Annotated in this window: 22 protein-coding genes, 1 pseudogene and 1 riboswitch; of the genes and pseudogenes, 12 read left to right on the top strand and 11 right to left on the bottom strand. The window is 69.1% G+C overall.

The genetic code is table 11. The features are described 5' to 3' along the window. Nucleotides 1-693: 693 nt before the first annotated feature. Nucleotides 694-2379: a thiamine pyrophosphate-binding protein gene (locus tag CK944_RS07615; protein WP_103172448.1), complete on the bottom strand. Its 1686-nt coding sequence runs from the start codon at nucleotides 2377-2379 to the stop codon at nucleotides 694-696. Between the two features lie 21 nt (nucleotides 2380-2400). On the opposite strand from CK944_RS07615, the gene CK944_RS23180 reads away from it, so the two are divergent. Genes CK944_RS23180 through CK944_RS07605 form a run of 3 tightly spaced genes read left to right on the top strand, consistent with a single transcriptional unit; the run spans nucleotide 2401 to nucleotide 4292 of the window. Then, complete coding sequence (locus CK944_RS23180) at nucleotides 2401-2646, top strand: hypothetical protein (RefSeq protein WP_158247972.1); 246 nt, start codon at nucleotides 2401-2403, stop codon at nucleotides 2644-2646. Between the two features lie 52 nt (nucleotides 2647-2698). Further along, complete coding sequence (ribB, locus tag CK944_RS07610) at nucleotides 2699-3814, top strand: 3,4-dihydroxy-2-butanone-4-phosphate synthase (RefSeq protein WP_103172491.1); 1116 nt, start codon at nucleotides 2699-2701, stop codon at nucleotides 3812-3814. A gap of 4 nt (nucleotides 3815-3818) precedes the next feature. Then, on the top strand, nucleotides 3819-4292 hold the full coding sequence (locus CK944_RS07605) for a 6,7-dimethyl-8-ribityllumazine synthase (protein ID WP_103172447.1): 474 nt from the start codon (nucleotides 3819-3821) through the stop codon (nucleotides 4290-4292). A gap of 121 nt (nucleotides 4293-4413) precedes the next feature. On the opposite strand, the pseudogene CK944_RS23970 reads toward CK944_RS07605, so the two are convergent. The 7 genes and pseudogenes from CK944_RS23970 to thiD form a co-directional block, all read right to left on the bottom strand. Next, nucleotides 4414-4559: pseudogene (locus tag CK944_RS23970) on the bottom strand (ABC transporter substrate-binding protein); the annotation flags it as partial. Between the two features lie 20 nt (nucleotides 4560-4579). After that, nucleotides 4580-5518, bottom strand: coding sequence for a HesA/MoeB/ThiF family protein (locus tag CK944_RS07595; RefSeq protein WP_239985994.1), 939 nt, complete (start codon nucleotides 5516-5518; stop codon nucleotides 4580-4582). Beyond that, a complete protein-coding gene (locus tag CK944_RS07590) occupies nucleotides 5515-6111 on the bottom strand; it encodes a thiamine phosphate synthase (protein ID WP_103172445.1) in 597 nt (198 codons plus the stop codon). Before CK944_RS07590 ends, CK944_RS07595 begins: the two co-directional genes overlap by 4 nt. After that, entirely contained in the window at nucleotides 6108-6869 is a 762-nt protein-coding gene (locus tag CK944_RS07585) for a thiazole synthase (RefSeq protein WP_103172444.1), read from the bottom strand. The genes CK944_RS07590 and CK944_RS07585 overlap by 4 nt, the downstream gene beginning before the upstream one ends. A 1-nt stretch (nucleotide 6870) precedes the next feature. After that, complete coding sequence (gene thiS, locus CK944_RS07580; protein WP_103172443.1) at nucleotides 6871-7065, bottom strand: sulfur carrier protein ThiS; 195 nt, start codon at nucleotides 7063-7065, stop codon at nucleotides 6871-6873. After that, nucleotides 7049-7996 carry an FAD-dependent oxidoreductase gene (locus CK944_RS07575; RefSeq protein ID WP_103172442.1) on the bottom strand — a complete coding sequence of 316 codons (948 nt, stop codon included), beginning with the start codon at nucleotides 7994-7996 and terminating at the stop codon, nucleotides 7049-7051. Before CK944_RS07575 ends, thiS begins: the two co-directional genes overlap by 17 nt. Continuing rightward, nucleotides 7993-8811, bottom strand: a complete 819-nt coding sequence (gene thiD / locus CK944_RS07570; RefSeq protein WP_103172441.1) for a bifunctional hydroxymethylpyrimidine kinase/phosphomethylpyrimidine kinase — start codon at nucleotides 8809-8811, stop codon at nucleotides 7993-7995. Before thiD ends, CK944_RS07575 begins: the two co-directional genes overlap by 4 nt. 82 nt (nucleotides 8812-8893) lie before the next feature. Beyond that, nucleotides 8894-9000, bottom strand: a riboswitch (TPP riboswitch). A gap of 111 nt (nucleotides 9001-9111) precedes the next feature. Between thiD and ggt the strand changes: the two genes are divergently transcribed. Next, entirely contained in the window at nucleotides 9112-10914 is a 1803-nt protein-coding gene (ggt, locus tag CK944_RS07565; RefSeq protein ID WP_103172440.1) for a gamma-glutamyltransferase, read from the top strand. Between the two features lie 51 nt (nucleotides 10915-10965). Here the strand turns inward: ggt and CK944_RS07560 are convergent, their stop codons facing one another. Then, a complete protein-coding gene (locus tag CK944_RS07560) occupies nucleotides 10966-11535 on the bottom strand; it encodes a PRC-barrel domain-containing protein (RefSeq protein ID WP_146038620.1) in 570 nt (189 codons plus the stop codon). A 205-nt stretch (nucleotides 11536-11740) separates the two neighbouring features. On the opposite strand from CK944_RS07560, the gene CK944_RS07555 reads away from it, so the two are divergent. The 3 genes from CK944_RS07555 to CK944_RS07545 are packed head-to-tail and all read left to right on the top strand — an operon-like array spanning nucleotide 11741 to nucleotide 13891. After that, nucleotides 11741-13096, top strand: coding sequence for a hypothetical protein (locus CK944_RS07555; RefSeq protein ID WP_103172438.1), 1356 nt, complete (start codon nucleotides 11741-11743; stop codon nucleotides 13094-13096). Continuing rightward, a complete protein-coding gene (locus CK944_RS07550; RefSeq protein ID WP_103172437.1) occupies nucleotides 13068-13586 on the top strand; it encodes a DUF2249 domain-containing protein in 519 nt (172 codons plus the stop codon). The genes CK944_RS07555 and CK944_RS07550 overlap by 29 nt, the downstream gene beginning before the upstream one ends. A gap of 14 nt (nucleotides 13587-13600) precedes the next feature. Next, a complete protein-coding gene (locus CK944_RS07545) occupies nucleotides 13601-13891 on the top strand; it encodes a metal-sulfur cluster assembly factor (protein WP_103172436.1) in 291 nt (96 codons plus the stop codon). A 7-nt stretch (nucleotides 13892-13898) separates the two neighbouring features. Here the strand turns inward: CK944_RS07545 and CK944_RS07540 are convergent, their stop codons facing one another. Continuing rightward, nucleotides 13899-15113: an NnrS family protein gene (locus CK944_RS07540; RefSeq protein ID WP_103172435.1), complete on the bottom strand. Its 1215-nt coding sequence runs from the start codon at nucleotides 15111-15113 to the stop codon at nucleotides 13899-13901. Between the two features lie 196 nt (nucleotides 15114-15309). Between CK944_RS07540 and nirK the strand changes: the two genes are divergently transcribed. The 5 genes from nirK (at nucleotide 15310) to CK944_RS07515 (ending at nucleotide 19451) form a co-directional block, all read left to right on the top strand. Then, entirely contained in the window at nucleotides 15310-16449 is a 1140-nt protein-coding gene (gene nirK / locus CK944_RS07535; protein ID WP_103172434.1) for a copper-containing nitrite reductase, read from the top strand. 64 nt (nucleotides 16450-16513) lie between these two features. Then, complete coding sequence (locus CK944_RS07530; RefSeq protein WP_103172433.1) at nucleotides 16514-17326, top strand: SUMF1/EgtB/PvdO family nonheme iron enzyme; 813 nt, start codon at nucleotides 16514-16516, stop codon at nucleotides 17324-17326. 76 nt (nucleotides 17327-17402) lie between these two features. Then, nucleotides 17403-18095 (top strand): Crp/Fnr family transcriptional regulator, encoded by a 693-nt coding sequence (locus tag CK944_RS07525; protein WP_103172490.1) that lies wholly within the window; start codon nucleotides 17403-17405, stop codon nucleotides 18093-18095. A gap of 101 nt (nucleotides 18096-18196) precedes the next feature. Beyond that, complete coding sequence (locus tag CK944_RS07520) at nucleotides 18197-18634, top strand: pseudoazurin (protein WP_103172432.1); 438 nt, start codon at nucleotides 18197-18199, stop codon at nucleotides 18632-18634. Nucleotides 18635-18734: 100 nt separating this feature from the next. Then, nucleotides 18735-19451, top strand: coding sequence for a Crp/Fnr family transcriptional regulator (locus CK944_RS07515; protein ID WP_103172431.1), 717 nt, complete (start codon nucleotides 18735-18737; stop codon nucleotides 19449-19451). Here CK944_RS07515 and CK944_RS07510 read toward each other — a convergent pair. Continuing rightward, nucleotides 19444-19686, bottom strand: a complete 243-nt coding sequence (locus CK944_RS07510) for a cytochrome C oxidase subunit IV family protein (RefSeq protein WP_239985993.1) — start codon at nucleotides 19684-19686, stop codon at nucleotides 19444-19446. The genes CK944_RS07515 and CK944_RS07510 overlap by 8 nt on opposite strands. Nucleotides 19687-19688: the final 2 nt, after the last annotated feature.

Genomic DNA, 19688 nt, shown 5'->3' with positions numbered 1-19688 from the left:
TGTGCGTGGCCTAGGATCCCAAGGCCATTATCGGGCACCGGTCGGTCCGTGGCGGTTCGTGACGGCCTGCCCAACGGCGTTGCGGCCGCAGGGGAAAGGTGGCCGACACGGCACCGCGGGCATGTGCAGCATCGCCTTGACCGGAGCATCACCCCTTGTTGCCGCCGAAGCATTTCATCGGTCCGATGCCGATCTGGGACTGTTGCTGCATCCGCCAATCCGGCACGTCGCAAGGCGCAGGTGGTCGGGACAGGCTGCATCCCTCCTGATGTCCTGCATGCCCCCGCCACTTGGGTGAAGGGCCTGTCACGGCGGATCCTTGACGCAGGCTGCGAAGAGCCGTGCAGGCGGACATGGTCCAGGCGGACAGCTGCCTTTGCCGCAAGGTCGTCCGGCAGACCGATATGGCAGGCCGTGACCCGACGGGGGCGGCGTGCTTGCAGCCGCCTTGCTCAAGCCAGGCTGCGGCGTTCCGCAGGCAGGACCAGGGGTTCTGGTCCCGCTTGCCAGATGAGGGAGGTTTCGGCATCCAGCAGGTGGGGGCCGGCGCATTCAGGGGGTAACGGAAAGCCTGTCGGCGAACAGTCGGGCGTGGATAGGATCGTTCCTCTCGCGCGGCCATGGGGCTGCCATTCCTGCCATCGGCAGGCGAGACCCGTCGTGCCGGTCATTCCCTTGCCATCGGCCGGTACTTCATTGCCCCGACAGTTCGGCAGCCTCCCGGATCTGCGAAAGCGAACGGTTCGCCGTCAAGGCCTCTGGATCGACCTTCACGTGGATCAGCGCCATCCGGCCGCTTGCCTCGGCGCGCTGGAAGGCGAGCGCGAAATCCGTGGTTCGGTCCACGAATTCGACATGCGCGCCGCAGGCCGTGCCGATCAGGCAGAAATCCGGGTTGACCAGGTCCGTGGCAGAAACGCGCGCCGGATAGCGGGTTTCCTGGTGCATTCGGATCGTTCCCAGCATTCCGTTGTCAACGACCACGAAGATCGGTGTCGCGCCATATTGCGCCGCCGTCGCCATTTCCTGGATGGTCATCATGAAGTCGCCATCCCCTGCGATGCAGACGACCCGCCTGCCGGGATGGCGCATTGACGCGGCCACCGCGGCAGGCACGCCATAGCCCATCGACCCCGAGGTCGGCGCAAGCTGGGTGCCCAGTTCCCGGTGGCGGTGAAAGCGGTGCAGCCAGGCCGCGAAATTGCCCGCGCCGTTGGTCAGGACGGCGTCTTGGGGCAGGTGATCGCGCAGCCACAGGATGATCTCGGACATGTTCACATGGCCGGGGGCCGGGCGGGGTTGTTGCCAGTTCTCATAGGACGCACGGGCGGCGCGGGTGCGTTCGGCCCAGGCGGGAACGGCGGGAACAGCGACATCGTCCAGCAGGGCGGCGAAATCCCCCGGCGTGGCATTGATCGCCAGGTCGGGCTGGTAAAGGCGGCCCAGTTCCTGCGGATCGGCATGGATGTGGATCAGCGACTGCCGGGGACAGGGGATCTCTAGGGTCTCATAGCCGTCCGAGGCGATGTCGCCCATCCGGGTGCCCAGCAGGATCACCAGATCGGCATCGCCGATCATCGCCCGCAAGGCCGGATTGGCTCCAAGGCCCAGTTCGCCCACATAGCAGGGATGGTCGTTGTCGAAGCGGTCCTGGCGACGGAAGACGGCTGCCACGGGAAGATGGGTGCGGCCGGCGAAGCGTTCGACCGCCGTTTTCGCACCCCTGTCCCAGCGGCTGCCGCCGAGGATCAGGACGGGGCGTTCCGCAGCCGCAAGCCGCCGGGCGAAATCCTGCATGGCGCCCGCAGCCGGGCCAGTGCCGACCGGTTCGACCCGGCGGGGCAGGGCGGCGGCGGCTTCCTCGACCAGCATGTCCTCGGGCAGGGCCAGCACCACCGGGCCGGGCCGCCCGGCCATGGCGACCGAAAAGGCGCGGGACAGGAATTCGGGAACCCGCGCCGGATCGTCGATCTGGGCCACCCATTTCGCCACCTGTCCGAACATCCGGCGATAGTCGATTTCCTGGAATGCCTCGCGCTCGGCCGCGTCGCGGGCGATCTGGCCGATGAACAGGATCATCGGCGTCGAATCCTGGAAGGCCACATGCAGCCCGGCGCTGGCATTGGTGGCGCCGGGGCCGCGCGTGACCATGCAGATGCCCGGCCGCCCGGTCATCTTGCCGTCGGCCTCGGCCATCATGGCGGCGGCGCCTTCGTGGCGGCAGGTCACCGTCTGCACCCGGTCCGACACGTCCGCCAGCGCGTCAAGCACCGCCAGATAGCTTTCGCCCGGCACGCACCAGACCCGGTCCACCCCCTGCGCCACAAGGCCATCGACCAGATGCCCGGCCCCGGTCCTGAAAGAAGTGCTGGTGGTCATGATCCTGTCCTTTCCGGGGCGGTGCTGATTGTCGGCGCCATGCGTGGCGGCGGGATGGTGCCGGGCGCCGCGCCGATGCGCAAGACCGCAAGGCCGGGCAGCCGGGCGGGCATGTCGCGCGCGGCCTGCGGCAATCGGGATGCGTGCCGGGGCTTGTATCGGGCCTGCGCGCGGTGCAAATCCGGGGATGTCCCCGTCGAGGATGTCGCATCAGGTGCGGGACAGGGCGCCCATGACCGGCCATTCCGGGCCTTGGGCGTGAAATGATCACGGCAGGCCGGGGATGTGCCGCGGCCGCCTTTTGGTGCAGGAGCAGCGGATGCCCGATGACAAGCCCGGCCCGGTCGAGCGCAACTGGTCCGACGCGATCTCTCCCATCGAGGAGATCATCAACGAGGCCCGCAACGGCCGCATGTTCATCCTGGTCGATCACGAGGATCGGGAAAACGAAGGCGATCTGGTCATCCCCGCGCAGATGGCCACGCCCGAGGTCATCAACTTCATGGCCACCCACGGCCGGGGCCTGATCTGCCTGTCGATGACCGGTGCGCGCATCGACGCGCTGGGCCTGCCCCTGCTGAGCGCCAAGAACTCCAGCCGCCACGAGACCGCCTTCACCATGTCGATCGAGGCGCGCGAGGGCGTGACCACCGGGATTTCCGCCCAAGACCGCGCGCTGACCGTCGCCGTCGCCATCGATCCCACCAAGGGACCGGCAGACATCGCCACCCCCGGCCACATCTTTCCGCTGCGCGCCCGCGAGGGCGGCGTGCTGGTCCGCGCCGGCCATACCGAGGCCGCGGTCGATGTCGCGCGGCTGGCGGGGCTGAACCCCTCGGGCGTGATCTGCGAGATCATGAACGACGACGGCACCATGGCCCGGCTGCCCGACCTGGTGGCCTTCGCCCAGAAACACGGGCTGAAGATCGGCACCATCAGCCAGCTGATCGCCTATCGCCGCCGCCACGACAACCTGATCGCCGAACGCGGGCAGATGGCCGTGCATTCCGAACACGGCGGCGACTGGATGATGCGGGTCTTTGCCGACGACACCTCGGGCGCGGAACATATCGTGCTGACCAAGGGCGACCTGACGGCGCCCGGCCCGGTTATGGTGCGGATGCATGTGCTGGACCCGCTGCACGACGTGCTGGGCATCGGGCGCAAGAACGCGGGCACGCTGGGCCAGGCGATGCGGATGATCGCGGACGAGGGCAGAGGCGTCGTGGTGCTGTTCCGCGACATCGAGCCGCGCCTGCCGCGCCAGGACGAGGTGTCGTCCCATGTCATCCGCCATTACGGGCTGGGGGCGCAGATCCTGTCCGCGCTGGGCTTGTCGGAACTGGTGCTGCTGACGAATTCGGCGCCGGTCCGGGTGATCGGTCTCGACGCCTATGGCCTGTCCATCCACTCGACCCGTCCGATCAGGGAATGACGCCATGGCCGCCAGCATCGAACATCACCAACTGCCGCTGCCCCGCATCGAAGGCGCCCGCCTGCTGATCGTGGTCGCGCCCTATTACCGCCAGATCGCCGAGGGACTGGTCGCCGGGGCGCAGGCCGTGGCGGCACAGGCCGGTGCCAGCGTCGAACTGGTCGAGGTGCCGGGTGCCCTGGAAATCCCCACCGCCATCGCGCTTGCCGCCGGCAGCGGTCTTTACGACGGCTATGTGGCGCTTGGCTGCGTGGTCCGGGGCGAGACGACGCATTACGACACGGTCTGCAACGACAGTTCCCGCGGGCTGACCCTGCTGGGCCTGCAGGGCCATTGCATCGGCAACGGCATCCTGACGGTGGAAAACATCCACCAGGCCGAGGTCCGCGCCGATCCGCAGGGCCAGAACAAGGGCGGCGGCGCGGCGGCGGCGGCGCTGCACCTGATCGCGCTGAAGCGCCGCTGGAATCCTGCCTGACCGTGCGGCGGGGTGCGACCTCCCGTCGAACGTGACGGCTCGCCGCCCCTGCCACCCTGCCCACTGGTCGCGATGATGCCACGGCCTGCGCCCTGCTGCCCTTGGCCGCGGGCCTTGCCGGCACGGAATAACCGACCTTCCGGTCCCGCAGATCGGCAATGTCCTGGACCAGCCGTCCGCCAGAGCCGTCAGGCAGTTCAGCGGCGTCGCGACCGGCGTGGCGATGCGCATCAAGGGCAGCCCCTCGTGAACCTGAAGATGCAGTTGGTGCCGGCAGCAGTTTCATGTCAGTCTCCGGTGGCGATCAGGGCAATCTCGCCCGGCCAGTCGCGGCGCAGGCGTTCGGCGGCCGCCCAGGCCCGAAGTCCGGAACGGCAGGCAAGGACGACCCGCCGCCCGTCCTGGGGGCGCGGCAGGTCGGGGCCGCGCAGGGCATGGGGCACGAAGGGCAGGGGGGCCTCGTCCATCCCGCGCAGGTCCACCGCGACATCGTCCGGCCGCATCTGGCCGGGGGCGATGAAGCGATGACCCGTCGGGGGGTCGGGGGCGTCGTCGAAGCGGAGGCTGGCCGGGCGCAATCCGTCGAAACGGATCATCTGGCCCAGGGGCGACGGCGTCATCCCCAGCAGAACGGTCAGCGCCATCTGCGCCTGGATGGCGCCGATCAGGCCTGCCATCGGCCCCATCACGCCCGTTGTCGCGCAATTGCCCGCCTGCGCCGGAAGATCCGGGAATACTGCCCTGACCGAAGGCGCGCCCGCGCAGAAGCCCCCTGCAAAGCCCTGGCTGCCCAGGACGGAACCGGCGATCAGCGGGCGCCCCGCGGCAAGGCAGGCATCGGACAGCGTATAGGTGACCGCGAAGCTGTCGGCGCAATCCAGCACCAGATCCGCGCGCGTCACCAGATCGGGCGCGTTGGCGGGATCCAGCCGCGTCACCAGGGGGCTTATGCGACAATCGGGGTTCAGCGCGGCCATTTCAACGGCGGCGGCTTCGGCCTTGGGTTTGCCGATATGGCGGCCAAAGATGGGCTGGCGGTGCAGGTTCGAAACCTCGGCCCGGTCGGGATCGACCAGGGTGATCCGGCCGATCCCGGCCCCGGCCAGGTATTGCAGGACGGGAACGCCCAAGCCCCCCGCGCCGACGACCAGAAGCTGCGCCTCGGCAAGGCGGGCCTGGCCCGCCGCGCCAAAGCCGGGCAGGATGGACTGGCGCGCATATCTCATGGCGCGACCTCCAGCCATTCGCGGATGCGCCGGTCGGGATCGGCGGCCAGGGTGATGTCGGTGACGGCCGCCACCATGTCGGCGCCCGCAGCCATGGCAAGCCGGGCGCGTTCCGGGGTCAGACCGCCGATGGCGCAAAGCGGGATATCCCCTATCTGCGCCTTCCATTCGGCCAGCCTGTCCGTACCCTGCGGCGCCCAGGGCATCGCCTTCAGGATCGTGGGCCAGACCGGGCCAAGCGCCACATAGTCGGGGTCGCAGGCCAGGGCGCGGTCCAGTTCGGCCCCGTCATGGGTGGAAATGCCCAGGCACAGGCCCGCCCTGCGGATCGCCGCCAGGTCGGCCCCGTCCAGGTCTTCCTGGCCCAGATGCACCGCCCCGCAGCCTTCCTCGATCGCCAGTTGCCAGTGGTCGTTGACGACAAGGATGGCGCCGTGGCGGCGGCACAGGTCGCGGGCGCGGGTGACCTGTCCGCGCAGTTCGGCGGGGGGACGGTCCTTGATGCGCAACTGCACCAGACGCACCCCCAGCGGCAGGACGCGCGCGATCCAGTCGGCACTGTCCAGGATCGGATAAAAGCGTGGCCAGATCACAGGAACGCCTTTCCCAGAACCGGGGTCGAGGGCACGGCCATGTCCGTCCGTTCCATCGGGTCGGCCAGATAGGCGGCGCGTCCGGCCCGGACCGCATCCGCCATCGCCCCGGCCATCTGGGCCGGGTCGCCCGCGCGGGCCACGGCGCTGTTCAGCAGAACCGCGTCATAGCCCATTTCCATCGCGGCGACTGCATGGCTGGGCAGGCCGATGCCCGCATCCACGATCAGCGGCACATCGGGAAAGGCCGCCCGCAACGCCCGCAGGCCGTGGGGGTTGTTCAGCCCCAGCCCCGACCCGATGGGCGCGCCCCAGGGCATCAGCACCTGGCAGCCCGTGTCCAGCAGGCGTTCGCAGACGGTCAGATCCTCGGTGCAATAGGGAAAGACCTTGAACCCCTCGGCCGCCAGGATGCGCGCCGCCTGGACCAGTTCGAAGGCATCGGGTTGCAGCGTGTCGGCGTGGCCGATCACCTCCAGCTTGATCCAGTCGGTGGCGAAGACCTCGCGCGCCATATGGGCGGTGGTGACGGCTTCCCGCGCGCTGTGGCAACCGGCGGTGTTGGGCAGCAGGCGCGCGCCCAGGGACTGGACCAAGGCCCAGAAATCCTGCCCGCCACCGGTTTCCCGCCGCAGGGACACGGTGGCGATGCCCGCGCCCGACCGGGCAAAGGCATCCGCCAGGATCCGGGGCGAGGGATAGCCGGCGGTGCCCAGCATCAGGGCGCTTTCGACATGGGTGCCGTAAAGGACCGGCATCTCAGCCCCCCTGCATGGGTGCCAGGGCCTCGATCCGGTCGCCGTCGCGGATCGGGGTCTGGTCGCGCAGCGCGGCGGGGACGAAGCTGCCGTTCAGGGCGGTGGCGATATGGCCCGTGACGCCTGCCTGGGCCAGGGCATCGGCCAGGGTGGCGGCATTGGTGTGGCAGGGACTGCCGTTAAGAATGATCTGCATCCATGAACTCCGGTCTGGTTCCGTGTTGAAGGTGATCGGCGACCATGCGGGCGACGGCGGGGGCCAGCAGGAAGCCGTGGCGGTAAAGCCCGTTCGCATGAAGCGTGCCGCCGATCCGGCGGATGCGGGGCAGGTTGTCGGGGAATGCTGGGCGGGCATCCGCGCCCAGTTCCAGAACCTCGGCCTCGGCCAAGGCGGGATGCAGCGCGAAGGCCGCGCCCAGCAGTTCCAGGACCGCGCGCACGGTCGGCGGGCCGCGCCGGTCGCTTTCCAGCATCGTCGCGCCCAGCATGAAGACCCCGTCCCCGCGCGGTACGAGGTAAAGCGGAATGCGCGGATGCAGCAGCCGCACGGGACGCGACAGCGTGACTTCGCGGCAGCGGATCACCACCATCTCTCCGCGCACGCCGCGCAGGTCTGGCAAGACGTCGCGGGCGGCAAGGCCCCGGCAGTCGATGATCCTGCCCGACAGGACCTCGGTCCGGGGCAGGCGGGCCGACAGGATGGACAGCGCCTGCCGGGGATCCAGATGCGCCTCGTCCGCGAAGAACAGGGCGCGCCCGAACCGCCCGGCCAGATCCGGCTCCAGGGCGGCCAGGCCCTGGGCGTCCAGCATCCGGTGCCCAGTGCTGCGCCGCGCGAAGCGGTCCAGCGACGCCGCGTCCCGTGCGGCGCTGACGACCAAGGTGCCGTTCCGGGACACCGGCACGCCCTGGCCCTGCCACCAGTCGGCCGAGGCAAGGCCGTGCCGGGTCACCGCTTCCTCGGCGCTTTCGCCTTCACAATGGGGGGCCAGCATCCCGCCTGCCCACCAGGAACAGGCCTGCGGGCCGGGGGCGCCGTCGCGGACAGCCGCCGGGATGCCGCGCCGGGTCAGTTCCGTGGCGACGCACAGGCCCATCACGCCCCCGCCGATCACGGTCACGCTCACAGGGCGGCCTCGACGGGTTGCGGCCACAGCGCGTGGAAGTGATGCACCGGCCCATGCCCACCGCCGATGGACAGATCGTCCGCCGCCTGGATCGCGCGGTGCAGCCAGTCATGCGCCCGGCCCGCCGCATCCGCGACCGAAAGCCCCTGCGCCAGTCCCGCCGCGATGGCCGAGGCCAGCGAACATCCCGTGCCATGCGTGTGCCGGGTGTCGATCCGCGCCGATGCGAAGCGCGCCACCTCGTCCGGCCCGACCAGAAGATCGGTGCAGTGGCTTCCCCCTGCATGACCGCCCTTCATCAGCACATGGCGCGGGCCAAGCGCGCAAAGCGCACGGCCCTGCGCGATCGCCTGGGCGTCGGAACCGGCAGGGGCCTGGCCCAGCAGGCGCGCGGCCTCGGGCAGGTTGGGGGTCAGCACATGGGCGAGGGGCAGCAAATCGTGGATCAGCGCGGCCACGGCGTCGTCCGATGCCAGGACATCGCCCGACTTCGCGATCATCACCGGGTCCAGCACGACGGGGATGGCGCAATCGCGCAACGATGCCGCGACCGCGGCGACTGCCTCCGGCGACCCGATCATGCCGATCTTGATGGCATGAACGGCGATATCGTCCAGGACCGCGTCGATCTGGGCACGGATCAAGGCCGGGGGGACGGGATGGATCGCCGTCACGCGCCGGGTGTTCTGGGCGGTCACGGCCGTGACCACGCTGGCGGAATAAACGCCAAGCGCCGACAGGGTCTTGATATCCGCCTGCAATCCCGCGCCGCCGCCGCTGTCGGATCCGGCAATGGTCAGAACGGTCCTGGTCATGTCCCTTCCCCTTTTCTGTCGCATCCGGGACATGCGAGGGGGGAGGGGGCGGCAGACAGGCGGATCGGTCCGGCGGACGACGCATGTCTGCCTATCCGTTCCCTCCGCCGGCATGACCCGGATCAGGTTCGATGGGTCGGTGCGCATTGCACCTCTCAGCCCCGCGACGGGACGCCCCAACGGATAGTGTCGGGGGAACCCTAGCGGCGTCGGGGGCGAGCGTCCAGCGGGAAAACCCCGCGGCTTGCGCCATTCGCCCCAGGGGCGCACAGTGGGTCATCGAAACACAGGGAGGCGGGTATGAAACAATCGGCAGTTGCGGTCGCGCTGTTCCTGGGCGGGTCCGCCATGGCCTTTGCCCAGCAGGCCACCGACGCGGTGGCGCCCGAGGGGGCGTCGGGTTCCGACGTCCAGGCCGACGGTTTCGGCCCGCTGACCCAGGCCTCGCGCGATGCGCTTGACGCCAAGGCGCGGGGCGAATCCGTTGCCGGGCAGGACTGGATGATCAGCGCGGCCCATCCCCTGGCGTCCCAGGCGGGGGCCAAGGTCCTGGCCGCCGGCGGCAGCGCGGCCGACGCCATGGTCGCGGTGCAGGTGGTGCTGGGCCTAGTCGAGCCGCAAAGCTCGGGCCTGGGGGGCGGTGCCTTTCTGGTCTGGCACGACGCCGAAACGGGCGAGCTGACCACGCTGGACGGCCGCGAGACCGCCCCCATGGCGGCCACGCCCAGGCTGTTTCTGGACGGGGAAGGCCAGCCGCTGGACTTCATGGAGGCGGTGGTGGGCGGCCTGTCGGTCGGCACCCCCGGCACGCCCGCCCTGCTGGAGGCCGCGCATCGCAAATGGGGCCGCGCGAATTGGGCGGGCCTGTTCGACGACGGCATAGGCCTGGCCGAGGAAGGCTTCACCGTCTCTCCGCGCCTGGCGACGCTGGTGGCCGAGGAAGGCGAGGCGTTGCAGGGCGATCCCGCGACGACGGCCTATTTCTTTCCAGATGGCCAGCCGGTCGCGGCGGGGGCAAGGCTGACCAACCCGGCCTATGCCGAAACCCTGCGCCGCCTGGCATCCGAGGGCGCGGCGGGCTTTTACCAAGGCGGCATCGCGGAAGGCATCGTCGCGGCCGTGCGCGATGCCGACAATCCCGGCCTGCTGTCCATGCAGGATCTGGCGGGTTACCGGGTGGTCGAACGTCCGGCCGTCTGCGTCGAATATCGCAGCCATGATGTCTGCGGCATGGGGCCGCCGTCATCGGGCGGGCTGACCGTGGGGCAGATCCTGGGGATGCTGGGCGGATACGACCTGGCCGCGCTGGGGGCGGAAAGCCCCGAAAGCTGGCGGCTGATCGGCGATGCGTCTCGCCTGGCCTTTGCCGACCGTGGCCGGTTCATGGCCGACAGCGACCATGTGCCGATGCCCACGCAGGGCCTGATCGACCCGGCCTATCTGGCGGAACGGGGCAAGCTGCTGGCGGGCGACGACAGCCTGCCCGAGGTCAGCGCAGGCCAGCCCGGCTGGTCCCATGCCATGCTGTGGGGACAGGACGCATCGCCGGAACTGCCCTCGACCACGCATATCTCGATCGTGGACAGCTATGGCAACGCCTTGTCGATGACCACCACGATCGAGAACGGCTTCGGATCCCGCGTCATGACCGGGGGCTTCCTTCTGAACAACGAATTGACCGATTTCAGCTTCGAGACTTATGACGCGGATGGCTGGCCCATCGCCAATGCGGTGGCGCCGGGCAAGCGGCCCCGGTCCTCGATGGCGCCCACCATCGTGCTGAAGGAGGGGTCGCCGGTCATGGTGATCGGATCGCCGGGCGGCAGCCGGATCATCGGCTATGTCGCCCGCGCCATCATCGCCCATCTGGACTGGGGCATGGACATCCAAGCCGCCCTGGCCGCGCCCAACATCGTGAACCGCTTCGGCCCCATGGATGTCGAGGCCGGGCTGCCTGCGGCCCTGACGCAGGGCCTGGCGGAAATGGGGTTCGAGTTGAACGAAACGGACCTGACATCGGGCCTGCAGGGCATCGTGATCGGGCCTGACGGGCTGACGGGCGGCGCCGACCCGCGGCGGGAAGGGATCGCCCTGGGCGGCTGACACGAAAAAGGGCGCGCTGTCGCGCGCCCCTTGCCGGAACGGGATCGGGTCTTATTCGTCCATCCATTCGAATTCCGGCGCGTTTTCCAACGCTTCCTGGTTGGCGGTGAAGACGATGAAGTATTCGTCTTCCGAATCCCCGTCGCGGATGACCTGCAACTGGTCCATCGACACGGCCACGGTCCGTTCGCCCAGGCCCAGGAAGCCGCCGATATCGGTCAGCACCGCCTTGACCTGGCCGTCCTGGCTCAGCACCAGGTCGCTGATTTCGCCGATGTCGTCCCAGTTCTCGTCCGCCTCGTTGATGGTGGCGTTGGTGTCCACATCGGCTTCCGACGCATAAAGACGCTTGCCGATGAAGGTTTCGGCCGACATGTCGCCCGCCATCGCGGTATAGCCAAAGCCCATCTCGCCCGCGGCGCCGCCGGCCGGCATCGTGGTGGTCGCGGTTGCGTCGGCAGGTGCGGCGGCGGTGTCCTCGGTCGTCATCGGCGCATCCGTCGTGGCGGGCGCGGTGGTGGCATCGGTCGCGGGTGCGGTCGTGGCATCGGTTGCCGTTTGCGCCATGGCGGGTGCGGCAAGCATGGCGACAAGGGCGGTCGAGGCAAGCAGCTTGGTCATGGTCAATCTCCGGTTCTTGTTTGCATTTTCGGTGTCCGGCATGGGCCGGCTGTTCAGACAACAGGCGGGGCGGGCCAAGGTTCCCACACGATCCGGGCAACGGCGTCCACGCGGCGGATCGCAAATGCGTGGCCTCTTTGCGTTCGATCAACGACGTCGTGCCCAGGGTGCAGGATGCTGTCCGTCACGGTTTCGGGGGTCCGACATGCTGGGCAAGGCGCTTTCACGATGGACATTGGCCTGGTTCGCCTCGGGCCTGGCGTTTCTGCTGGCGGCCCTGGCGATGGCTGCGTTCGGTCTTGCCGGACCGGGCCGCTGGTCCGGGGGTTGGGCCCTGGCGGCGGTCCATCTGTTCGCCCTGGGCTGGCTGTGCCATATGATGCTGGGATCGCTGATCCAGTTCGTTCCGGTCCTGACCGCCCGGCCCCTGATCCTGCCCCGGCTGGCGCTGCCCGCGCTGGTTCTGTGCGGCGCGGGCACGCTGTCGCTGGCAGGGGGCTTTCTGGCGCTGAATGGCTGGCCCACGGGCGCGCTGCTGGCGATGGGGCCGGTGCTGCTGGGGCTGGCCTTCGGGCTGGCGATGCTGATGCTGGGGGGCACGCTGATCGCCGCGCGGGCCTGGCGCACGGGGGACGGATCCACGGTGCTGCTTGCGCTTCTGGCGCTGCCGCTGCTGTGGGCGACGGGTGCGGGCATGGGCTGGGCCTTCGGCGGCATTGCCTGGGGCGCGGCCCTGCTGCCCGACGGGCTGTCCCTGCATGTGCTGCTGGGCGCGGGCTTATGGCTGACGCTGGCGGGTATGGGGGTCAGCTATCGCCTGTTTCCGATGTTCCTGATCGCCCCGGACAGAAGCGGTCCCCTGCGCCGCGCGGCGCTGATTGCGGCCGTTCTTGCCCTGGTGCTGTTGCTTGGCGCGCTTGGCGTGCTGCTGGCGGGCGGCGATCCCTTGCCTTTGACCGCGGGTTGCGGCCTGGCCTGCACGCTTGCGACGGGGCTGTATCTGGCCGAAATCCGCCGCATCTGGCAAAGCCGCCGCGTCCCCGCGCCCGAGACGAACATGCAATGGAGCCGGGCGGCCCTGGGCTTCCTGGCCCTGGCCGCCCTGCTGACCGCCCCCGGGCTGATCCTGGGCGGGCCTTGGGCCGAGGCGGCGATCTTCTTGGCCCTTGCGGGGTGGCTGTCCACGCTGACGCTGGCCCAGATGGTCAAGATCACCAGCTTCCTGACCTGGATCCAGGTCTTCGCCCCCATGATCGGGCGCGCGAAGGTGCCGATGGTCCATGACCTGACCGACCCCCGCGCCGCCGGGCGCAGCCTGGCGCTGTGGGTCGCGGGCGTCCTTGCCGGCACGCTGGCCCTGGCCCTGCAGGTTCCGGCGCTGTTCGACATGGCGGCCCTTGCGCTTTTGCTTGCGGCGCTGCTGCATGGGCGCGAACTGATCGCTATCCGCCGCCTGCGTCACCTTTCCGAAACGGCGCGTCCCGCAGGATTGCCGCCGATGATCCTTCCCCCGTCCGACCGGAGATCCCACCATGACATCCCCCGCCCCGCATCGGCTTGACGTGCGCCCCTCGCTGGCCCAGGGCCAGGATCCCTTTGCGCTGATCATGCAGGCCGTGGACGGCCTTCAGCCGGGCCAGCCCCTGCTGCTGATCGCGCCCTTCCGGCCGGTGCCCTTGTTCAACGTGATGGCCAACCGGGGCTTTTCGGCGCGCGACCGGCAATTGCCCGATGGCGGCTGGCAGGTGGAATTCACCCCCGTCGCGGGCGAGACGGTCGAGGAAGGTCTGGCCCCCGGATCGGCGCCGGGCGCGGCGCTGTGGCCCGATCCGGCCCGGACGCTGGACCTGTCGGGCCTGATGCCGCCCGAGCCGATGGTGCGCATCCTGGAAACCATCGACCGCATGGCGCCGGGCGAGGTGCTGTTCGCCACGCTTGACCGCGAACCGATGTTCCTGTTCCCGGAACTGGCGATGCGCCACCACGAATGGGCGGGAAACTTCGCGACGGACGGCGCGACCTATCGGCTGCTGGTGCGGCGCGGGATCTGAAAGGGGGGACGGACATGGCCGACTTGCATGATCGTGTCCGCGACAGGCTGCGGACCGTGCTGGACCCGGAAACCGGCCGCGATCTGGTGGCCATGGGAATGATCTATGCCATCGACGCGGATGAGGGCCATGTCCGGGTGCAGATGACGACCACCACGCGCGGCTGCCCCCTGGCGGATTTCCTGCGCCTGGGGGTCGAGACGGCGTTGCAATCGCTGGAAGGCGTGGCATCCGTGGATGTGCGGCTGGTCTGGGAACCGGCCTGGACGCCGGACCGGATGGAGCCGGTCCGGGCAGGGGCCTGAGGCCCCGTCAGGCCCGCGCCGCCTGCAACCGTCCGGCCTGGCGGCGTTGCAGGACCAGCATCGCGCCATGTTCCGCGACGAACAGCCCGAAGGACAGGATCCACAACAGGCCCGCAGCCTCCATCAGCCCGGCCGATCCGGTCAGGTCGGCCAGGGGGCGGGCCAAGGCGGCCGCGAACAGGCACAGATAGGACAGCGTGGTCACGCGCGAGGCGGTCAGGTCGCGCCCGGTATGCCCGCGCGTGGCGCGCGTCATCACCGCCAGCATCATCGTGCCGATCACCCCCACCGTCAGCACATGCAGCGCCGATGCCGCTTGCACGGTCCCCAGGGCCGCCGCCGTGACGGCCAGGAAGCCCAGCGGCACGAAGCCATAGGACAGGTGCAGCACCCACAGCAGCGGCTCCGGGCGGGTGGCAAGCCCCCGCCACCGGGCCAGCCGGGCGGCGTTCAGCCCGGCGGCCAGGGCGCAGCCCAGGGCAGCGGGCGAGGATTCGGGGGCAACCGTCCAGGTGCCAAGCGCCAGGGCGGATGCGATGATCACCCCCATGTCGAAGCGGTCATGGGGCACGGGCATCGCCTTGGCCCCCTGCCGGTTCAGCCAGTTGCGGGTGAAGCTGGGGATGATGCGTCCGCCGATGATCAGCACCAGCATCACATATCCCGCCACCGCCGCGCGCATCCACAGCGCCGGATCGCCGCCCAGAAGCGCCGCCGCGTGAAAGCCCAGGTTGCCCGCCATGATCGCCGCGACACCGCCCAGGACCTTGAGGTCGTTCCACTTGCGGCCCGCGACGATCTCTCGGGCGGCGATGGCCAGCAGCAGGGGCAGGAAGGCGGCGTCGATCAGCGCCGCGACCCAAGTCCCGGTCAGCGCCGCCGCAGCCATCGCCACGCGGCCCGCCGCCCAGACCGAGAACAGCCCGATCAGCGCCCGGCCCGACACCGGCAGGCTGCCGGTCCAGTTCGGGATCGCGGTCAGCAGGAAGCCCGCCAGCACCGCGGGGGCAAAGCCGAAGACCATCTCATGCGCGTGCCACAGGGGGGCGCCGTAATCCCCGCCCAGGGGCAAGCCGTGGATCAGGGCCGCGATCCACAGCACCATGGCGACGACCGCCCAGACGGCGCCGCCCAGGAAGAAGGGCCGGAACCCGTATGACCACAGCGCGGCGCCGTCGGGCCGCAGGCCGCGGGGGATTCGGGGACGTTTAGCATCGGTCATGGCGCATTCCTTTCGTCGCTCTCACCTGACCGATAGGCCGGAAAAACGCCCGATCTTTGCGTTGCCGCAAGCATCGGGACGAATGGGCGGCACTTGGTTGATCCAGCACAACGTTTGGCGGGACGTGGCGTGGCAATCTTCACTCAACCGGGATGAACCGGGTTCGATCAGTCATCGAGTACAAGGGAAACCAGCCATGACCAACCTGTCCGTCAGCCGCCGCACGATCCTTGCAGGCGCCGCCATCGCTGGCGCGCTGAGCCAGGTGCGCGTCGCCGCCGCCGAAACCGCCGAGGCCGCCAAGGTGCTGACCCCCGCCACCGCCCTGGACGTGGACAGCCTGCCGCGCGTCAAGGTGGACCTGGTCGATCCGCCCTTTGTCCACGCCCATGACCAGGTCGCGACCGGCGGCCCGAAGGTGGTCGAGTTCACGATGAACATCATCGAGAAGAAGATCGCCCTGGACGACAATGGCGCCGAATACTGGGCATCCACCTTCAACGGTACCGTTCCCGGCCCGCTGATGGTGGTCCACGAAGGCGATTATGTCGAACTGACCCTGATCAACCCGCCCTCGAACGAGCTGATGCACAACATCGACTTCCACAGCGCGACCGGCGCCCTGGGCGGGGGCGCGCTGACCCAGGTGAACCCCGGCGAACGCTGCGTGCTGCGCTTCAAGGCCACCAAGCCGGGCGTCTTCGTCTATCACTGCGCTCCTCCGGGCATGGTGGCCTGGCACGTCGTGTCGGGCATGAACGGCGCCATCATGGTGCTGCCGCGCGACGGGCTGAAGGACCGCGACGGCAAGCTGGTCAGCTATGACAAGGTCTATTACATCGGCGAGCAGGACTTCTATGTGCCGCGCGACGAGGCGGGCAACTGGAAGACCTATGACAGCCCCGGCGAAAGCTACGAGGATGTCGTGACCGTCATGAAGACCCTGACGCCGACCCATGTGGTCTTCAACGGCGGCGTGGGCGCGCTGACCGGCGACAATGCGATGACAGCGAATGTCGGGGAAACGGTGGCCTTCGTCCACAGCCAGGCCAATCGCGACACCCGGCCCCACCTGATCGGCGGGCATGGCGACTACGTCTGGGCCACCGGCAAGTTCAACAACCCGCCCGAAACCGGCCTTGAAACCTGGTTCATCCCGGGCGGCACGGCGGGCCTGATGGTCTATACCTTCGAACAGCCGGGCGTTTACGCCTATGTGAACCACAACCTGATCGAGGCCTTCGAGCTTGGCGCGGCCGCCCATGTGGTCGTCAAAGGCGACTGGAACGACGACCTGATGAAGCAGGTCGTGGCCCCCACCGCCGCCGGCGCCTGACCGCGACACCGCCGCCCGCGCATCCCGCGCAGGCGGCACCTTTTCCTGACGCAGGGCGAAGACCATGCACGCGACCGCCTTCATGCTGGCCGGGGCCGTTGCCGGCGCCTTGGGCCTGACCCTGTGGCCGCAGGACCGTCGCGACCTGCCCGACCTGCCCCGGGTGGTGCGCCTTGATCCCCAGCCTTTCGAACACCGCCTGGACGGCGACTGGCGGCGGGCGGGCCGTTCCACCGACGCCCCCGTCCAAACCACGCAGCTTCCCGCCCCTGTCGAGATCATGGAAACCCCCGTCAGCACCGGGCAGTGGCTGGATTGCGTTGCGGCAGGCGCCTGCCTGCCCCCCGGCGGTCCCACCGGTCGGCCCGACCTGCCGGTGACGGGGATCAGCTGGCTGGACGCGGTGGCCTTTGCCGGATGGCTGTCTGAACGGACCGGGCAGACCTGGCGGCTGCCTTCCGACGCCGAATGGGCCTTTGCCGCGGCCGAGATGTTTCGCGACGACGCGCTTGGCGTGGAAGCCGATCCCGACAACCCGGCCGTCCTGTGGCTGGCGGAATATGCCGCCGACGCGGCCCGCAGCCGCGACCTGGATGGCGAAATCCGTCAGGTGGGCAGCCTGAACGTCAATTCGCGCGGCATCCGCGACATCGGGGGCGCGGTCTGGGAATGGACCTCGACCTGCCTGCGCCGGGTCGATCTGGACGCCGAAGGCCGGATCCAGCGGCAGGACGAGACCTGCGGCATCTTCATCGTCGAGGGGCTGCACCGCGCCGCCGTGGCCGATTTCGTCCGCGATCCGAAATCGGGCGGCTGTTCCGTGGGCGTGCCGCCCGCCAACCTGGGCTTCCGCCTTGTCCGAGAGGTGGCAGGCTGACCGATATTCCCGAAAGCTTTGCGTCCCTTGTCGTTTTGCGGCACACACGGAGAAACCCATGGTGAAGGCGCAAGACGTGGCCGTTGACATATCCCAGGTCCGCAACCTGCCCTTGTTCCGGCAGATGGAGCCCGCCGCCCTGTCGCGGCTGATGGCCCGCGCCACGCCGCGCCGGGTTCTGCCGGGCGGCCTTGTCTTCGAACAGGGCGCGCAGGCGGTGGCCTTCTATCTGCTGCTGCACGGGCGACTGAAGGTGACGCAGGTCACGCCCGACGGCCAGCAGGTCATGGTCCGCGTCGTCCATCCGGGCGACCTGTTCGGCTTTGCCCGCGCCCTGGCCCGGCCCGACTATCCGGGCACCGCGCGCGCCGCCGTCGAATCCATCGTGGTCGGCTGGCCCATGGCCGACTGGGACGCGGTGGTGGAAAACAACCCCCGCCTGGCCATCAACGCCATGCAGACCATCGGGCAGCGCCTGGACGAGGCCCATACCCGCCTGCGCGAGATGTCCACCCAGGAGGTCGAGCGCCGCGTGGCGCATGCCGTCCTGCGCCTGGCCGAAAAGGCCGGCCGGATCGAGGCCGCGGGCACCCGCATCGACTTTCCCATCACCCGTCAGGACATCGCCGAGATGACGGGCACAACGCTGCACACCGTGTCGCGCCTGCTGTCCTCATGGGAGGCGCAGGGCCTGGTGGAGGGGGGGCGACAGAAGCTGACCGTCGTCGATGCCGAGGGTTTGGCGCGCATCGCCGATCCTTCGGATTAAACGCCCTGCTCTTTGCGTTATGTCAAAGTAGAAAGGGGGCCGGGGGGCTAATTCCTGACCAGCGGGTTCAACAATCGATCCGCAGACTCAGGAGATAACAGATGAAACGCGCATTCTTCCTTGCAGCCCCCGCCCTTGTCCTGACCCTCGCAGGCACCGCCTTCGCGGCCGAACACGAGGTCCACATGCTGAACAAGGGCGAGGCCGGAATGATGGTGTTCGAACCCGCCTATGTGAAGGCCGAGCCGGGCGACGTGATCCGCTTCGTGCCCACCGACAAGAGCCACAACGTCGAAGCGATCAAGGAGATCCTGCCCGAGGGCGTCGAGACCTTCAAAAGCAAGATCAACGAGGAATATGCGCTGACCGTGACCGAGCCCGGCCTTTACGGCGTCAAATGCACCCCGCATTACGCGATGGGCATGGTGGGACTGATCCAGGTGGGCGATGCGCCCGCGAACCTGGACGCCGCCAAGACCGCCAAGATGTCGAAAAAGGCGCGCGAGCGCATGGACGCGGAAATCGCCCAGGTCCAGTGACCGTTTATCCCGATGGGGCGGCGCTTGTCGCCCCATGGCCGATCCGGGGCGGCGGCTGCCACCGCACCCCGGTTTCCCTTTTTCAGGAAGGACCGTTCCGATGAGCCTGAAACTGTCCGCCGCACAGCGCCAGATCGCCTGCCAGTCGCGGCTTTTCGCAACCCTGCCGCCGGAACTGCGCGACGGGCTGCTGGACGCGGCCCATCTGGTGCAGTTGCGGCGCGGGCAGGTCCTGTTCCAGCATGGCGACGATGCCCAGGCGATCCATATCGTCGCGGATGGCTGGATGAAGCTTTACCGCATCGCCCCCAATGGTGCCGAGGCGGTGGTGGGCGTGATGACGCGCGGGCAAAGCTTTGGCGAGCCGATCGCACTGCGCCGCGCCGCCTATCCGGTATCGGCCGAGGCGACGACGGCCTGCGACCTGGTCGCGGTGCCTGCGCGGGCCTTCCTCGACATGCTGCAGACCCGCCCCGAGGCGGCGATTTCCATCCTGTCGGCGACCTTCATGCACCTGCAGGGTCTGGTCGAGCAGATCGAGCAGCTGAAGGCCCGGTCCGGCGCGCAGCGGGTGGCGGAATTCCTGCTGGAACTCTGCCCCGAGGGCGCGGAAAGCGCCACGGTGGTCCTGCCCTATGACAAGGCGCTGATCGCGGGCCGCCTGGGCATGAAGCCCGAAAGCCTGTCCCGCGCCTTTGCCAAGCTGCGCGAACTGGGTGTCAAGGTGAACCAGTCGAGCGCGGCGATCTCGTCCGTGTCGCGCCTTCAGGACTTGGCCCAGGCCGACGCGTTCGGGGCCATGAGCAAGGTCATCTGACCGCAGCCAGCGCCCAGATCAGGCACAGCCACAATCCCAGCGGCACCAGGAAGGCCGACAGCCATCCCGGCACGCGGTCCAGGTGCAGGAACCCGCCCAGGATCGCGCGCGACTTGGCCCAAGCCAAGACCAGCAGCCCGGCTGCGGCGATGCGCCCGTCAAGGGCCGCAAGCCCGGTGGTCGCCAGGATCAGCGCGATCAGCACCAGCCAGTTGCGGGTCAGCCGGTCCATCATCG

Source organism: Paracoccus sp. SY, from assembly GCF_002901215.1.
GTDB lineage: Bacteria > Pseudomonadota > Alphaproteobacteria > Rhodobacterales > Rhodobacteraceae > Paracoccus > Paracoccus acridae.
The sequence above is the reverse complement of the archived record's forward strand: the minus strand, read 5'-3'. Positions and strand labels throughout refer to the sequence as shown.

What these genes read in the sequence shown, in the direction of transcription:
- CK944_RS07615 (WP_103172448.1), bottom strand. Translation starts at nt 2,379, where the DNA reads ATGACCACCAGCACTTCTTTCAGGACCGGGGCCGGGCATCTGGTCGAT.
- ribB (WP_103172491.1), top strand. Translation starts at nt 2,699, where the DNA reads ATGCCCGATGACAAGCCCGGCCCGGTCGAGCGCAACTGGTCCGACGCG.
- CK944_RS07605 (WP_103172447.1), top strand. Translation starts at nt 3,819, where the DNA reads ATGGCCGCCAGCATCGAACATCACCAACTGCCGCTGCCCCGCATCGAA.
- CK944_RS07595 (WP_239985994.1), bottom strand. Translation starts at nt 5,518, where the DNA reads ATGAGATATGCGCGCCAGTCCATCCTGCCCGGCTTTGGCGCGGCGGGC.
- CK944_RS07585 (WP_103172444.1), bottom strand. Translation starts at nt 6,869, where the DNA reads ATGCCGGTCCTTTACGGCACCCATGTCGAAAGCGCCCTGATGCTGGGC.
- thiS (WP_103172443.1), bottom strand. Translation starts at nt 7,065, where the DNA reads ATGCAGATCATTCTTAACGGCAGTCCCTGCCACACCAATGCCGCCACC.
- thiD (WP_103172441.1), bottom strand. Translation starts at nt 8,811, where the DNA reads ATGACCAGGACCGTTCTGACCATTGCCGGATCCGACAGCGGCGGCGGC.
- ggt (WP_103172440.1), top strand. Translation starts at nt 9,112, where the DNA reads ATGAAACAATCGGCAGTTGCGGTCGCGCTGTTCCTGGGCGGGTCCGCC.
- CK944_RS07560 (WP_146038620.1), bottom strand. Translation starts at nt 11,535, where the DNA reads ATGACCAAGCTGCTTGCCTCGACCGCCCTTGTCGCCATGCTTGCCGCA.
- CK944_RS07555 (WP_103172438.1), top strand. Translation starts at nt 11,741, where the DNA reads ATGCTGGGCAAGGCGCTTTCACGATGGACATTGGCCTGGTTCGCCTCG.
- CK944_RS07550 (WP_103172437.1), top strand. Translation starts at nt 13,068, where the DNA reads ATGACATCCCCCGCCCCGCATCGGCTTGACGTGCGCCCCTCGCTGGCC.
- CK944_RS07545 (WP_103172436.1), top strand. Translation starts at nt 13,601, where the DNA reads ATGGCCGACTTGCATGATCGTGTCCGCGACAGGCTGCGGACCGTGCTG.
- CK944_RS07540 (WP_103172435.1), bottom strand. Translation starts at nt 15,113, where the DNA reads ATGACCGATGCTAAACGTCCCCGAATCCCCCGCGGCCTGCGGCCCGAC.
- nirK (WP_103172434.1), top strand. Translation starts at nt 15,310, where the DNA reads ATGACCAACCTGTCCGTCAGCCGCCGCACGATCCTTGCAGGCGCCGCC.
- CK944_RS07530 (WP_103172433.1), top strand. Translation starts at nt 16,514, where the DNA reads ATGCACGCGACCGCCTTCATGCTGGCCGGGGCCGTTGCCGGCGCCTTG.
- CK944_RS07520 (WP_103172432.1), top strand. Translation starts at nt 18,197, where the DNA reads ATGAAACGCGCATTCTTCCTTGCAGCCCCCGCCCTTGTCCTGACCCTC.
- CK944_RS07515 (WP_103172431.1), top strand. Translation starts at nt 18,735, where the DNA reads ATGAGCCTGAAACTGTCCGCCGCACAGCGCCAGATCGCCTGCCAGTCG.
- CK944_RS07510 (WP_239985993.1), bottom strand. Translation starts at nt 19,686, where the DNA reads ATGATGGACCGGCTGACCCGCAACTGGCTGGTGCTGATCGCGCTGATC.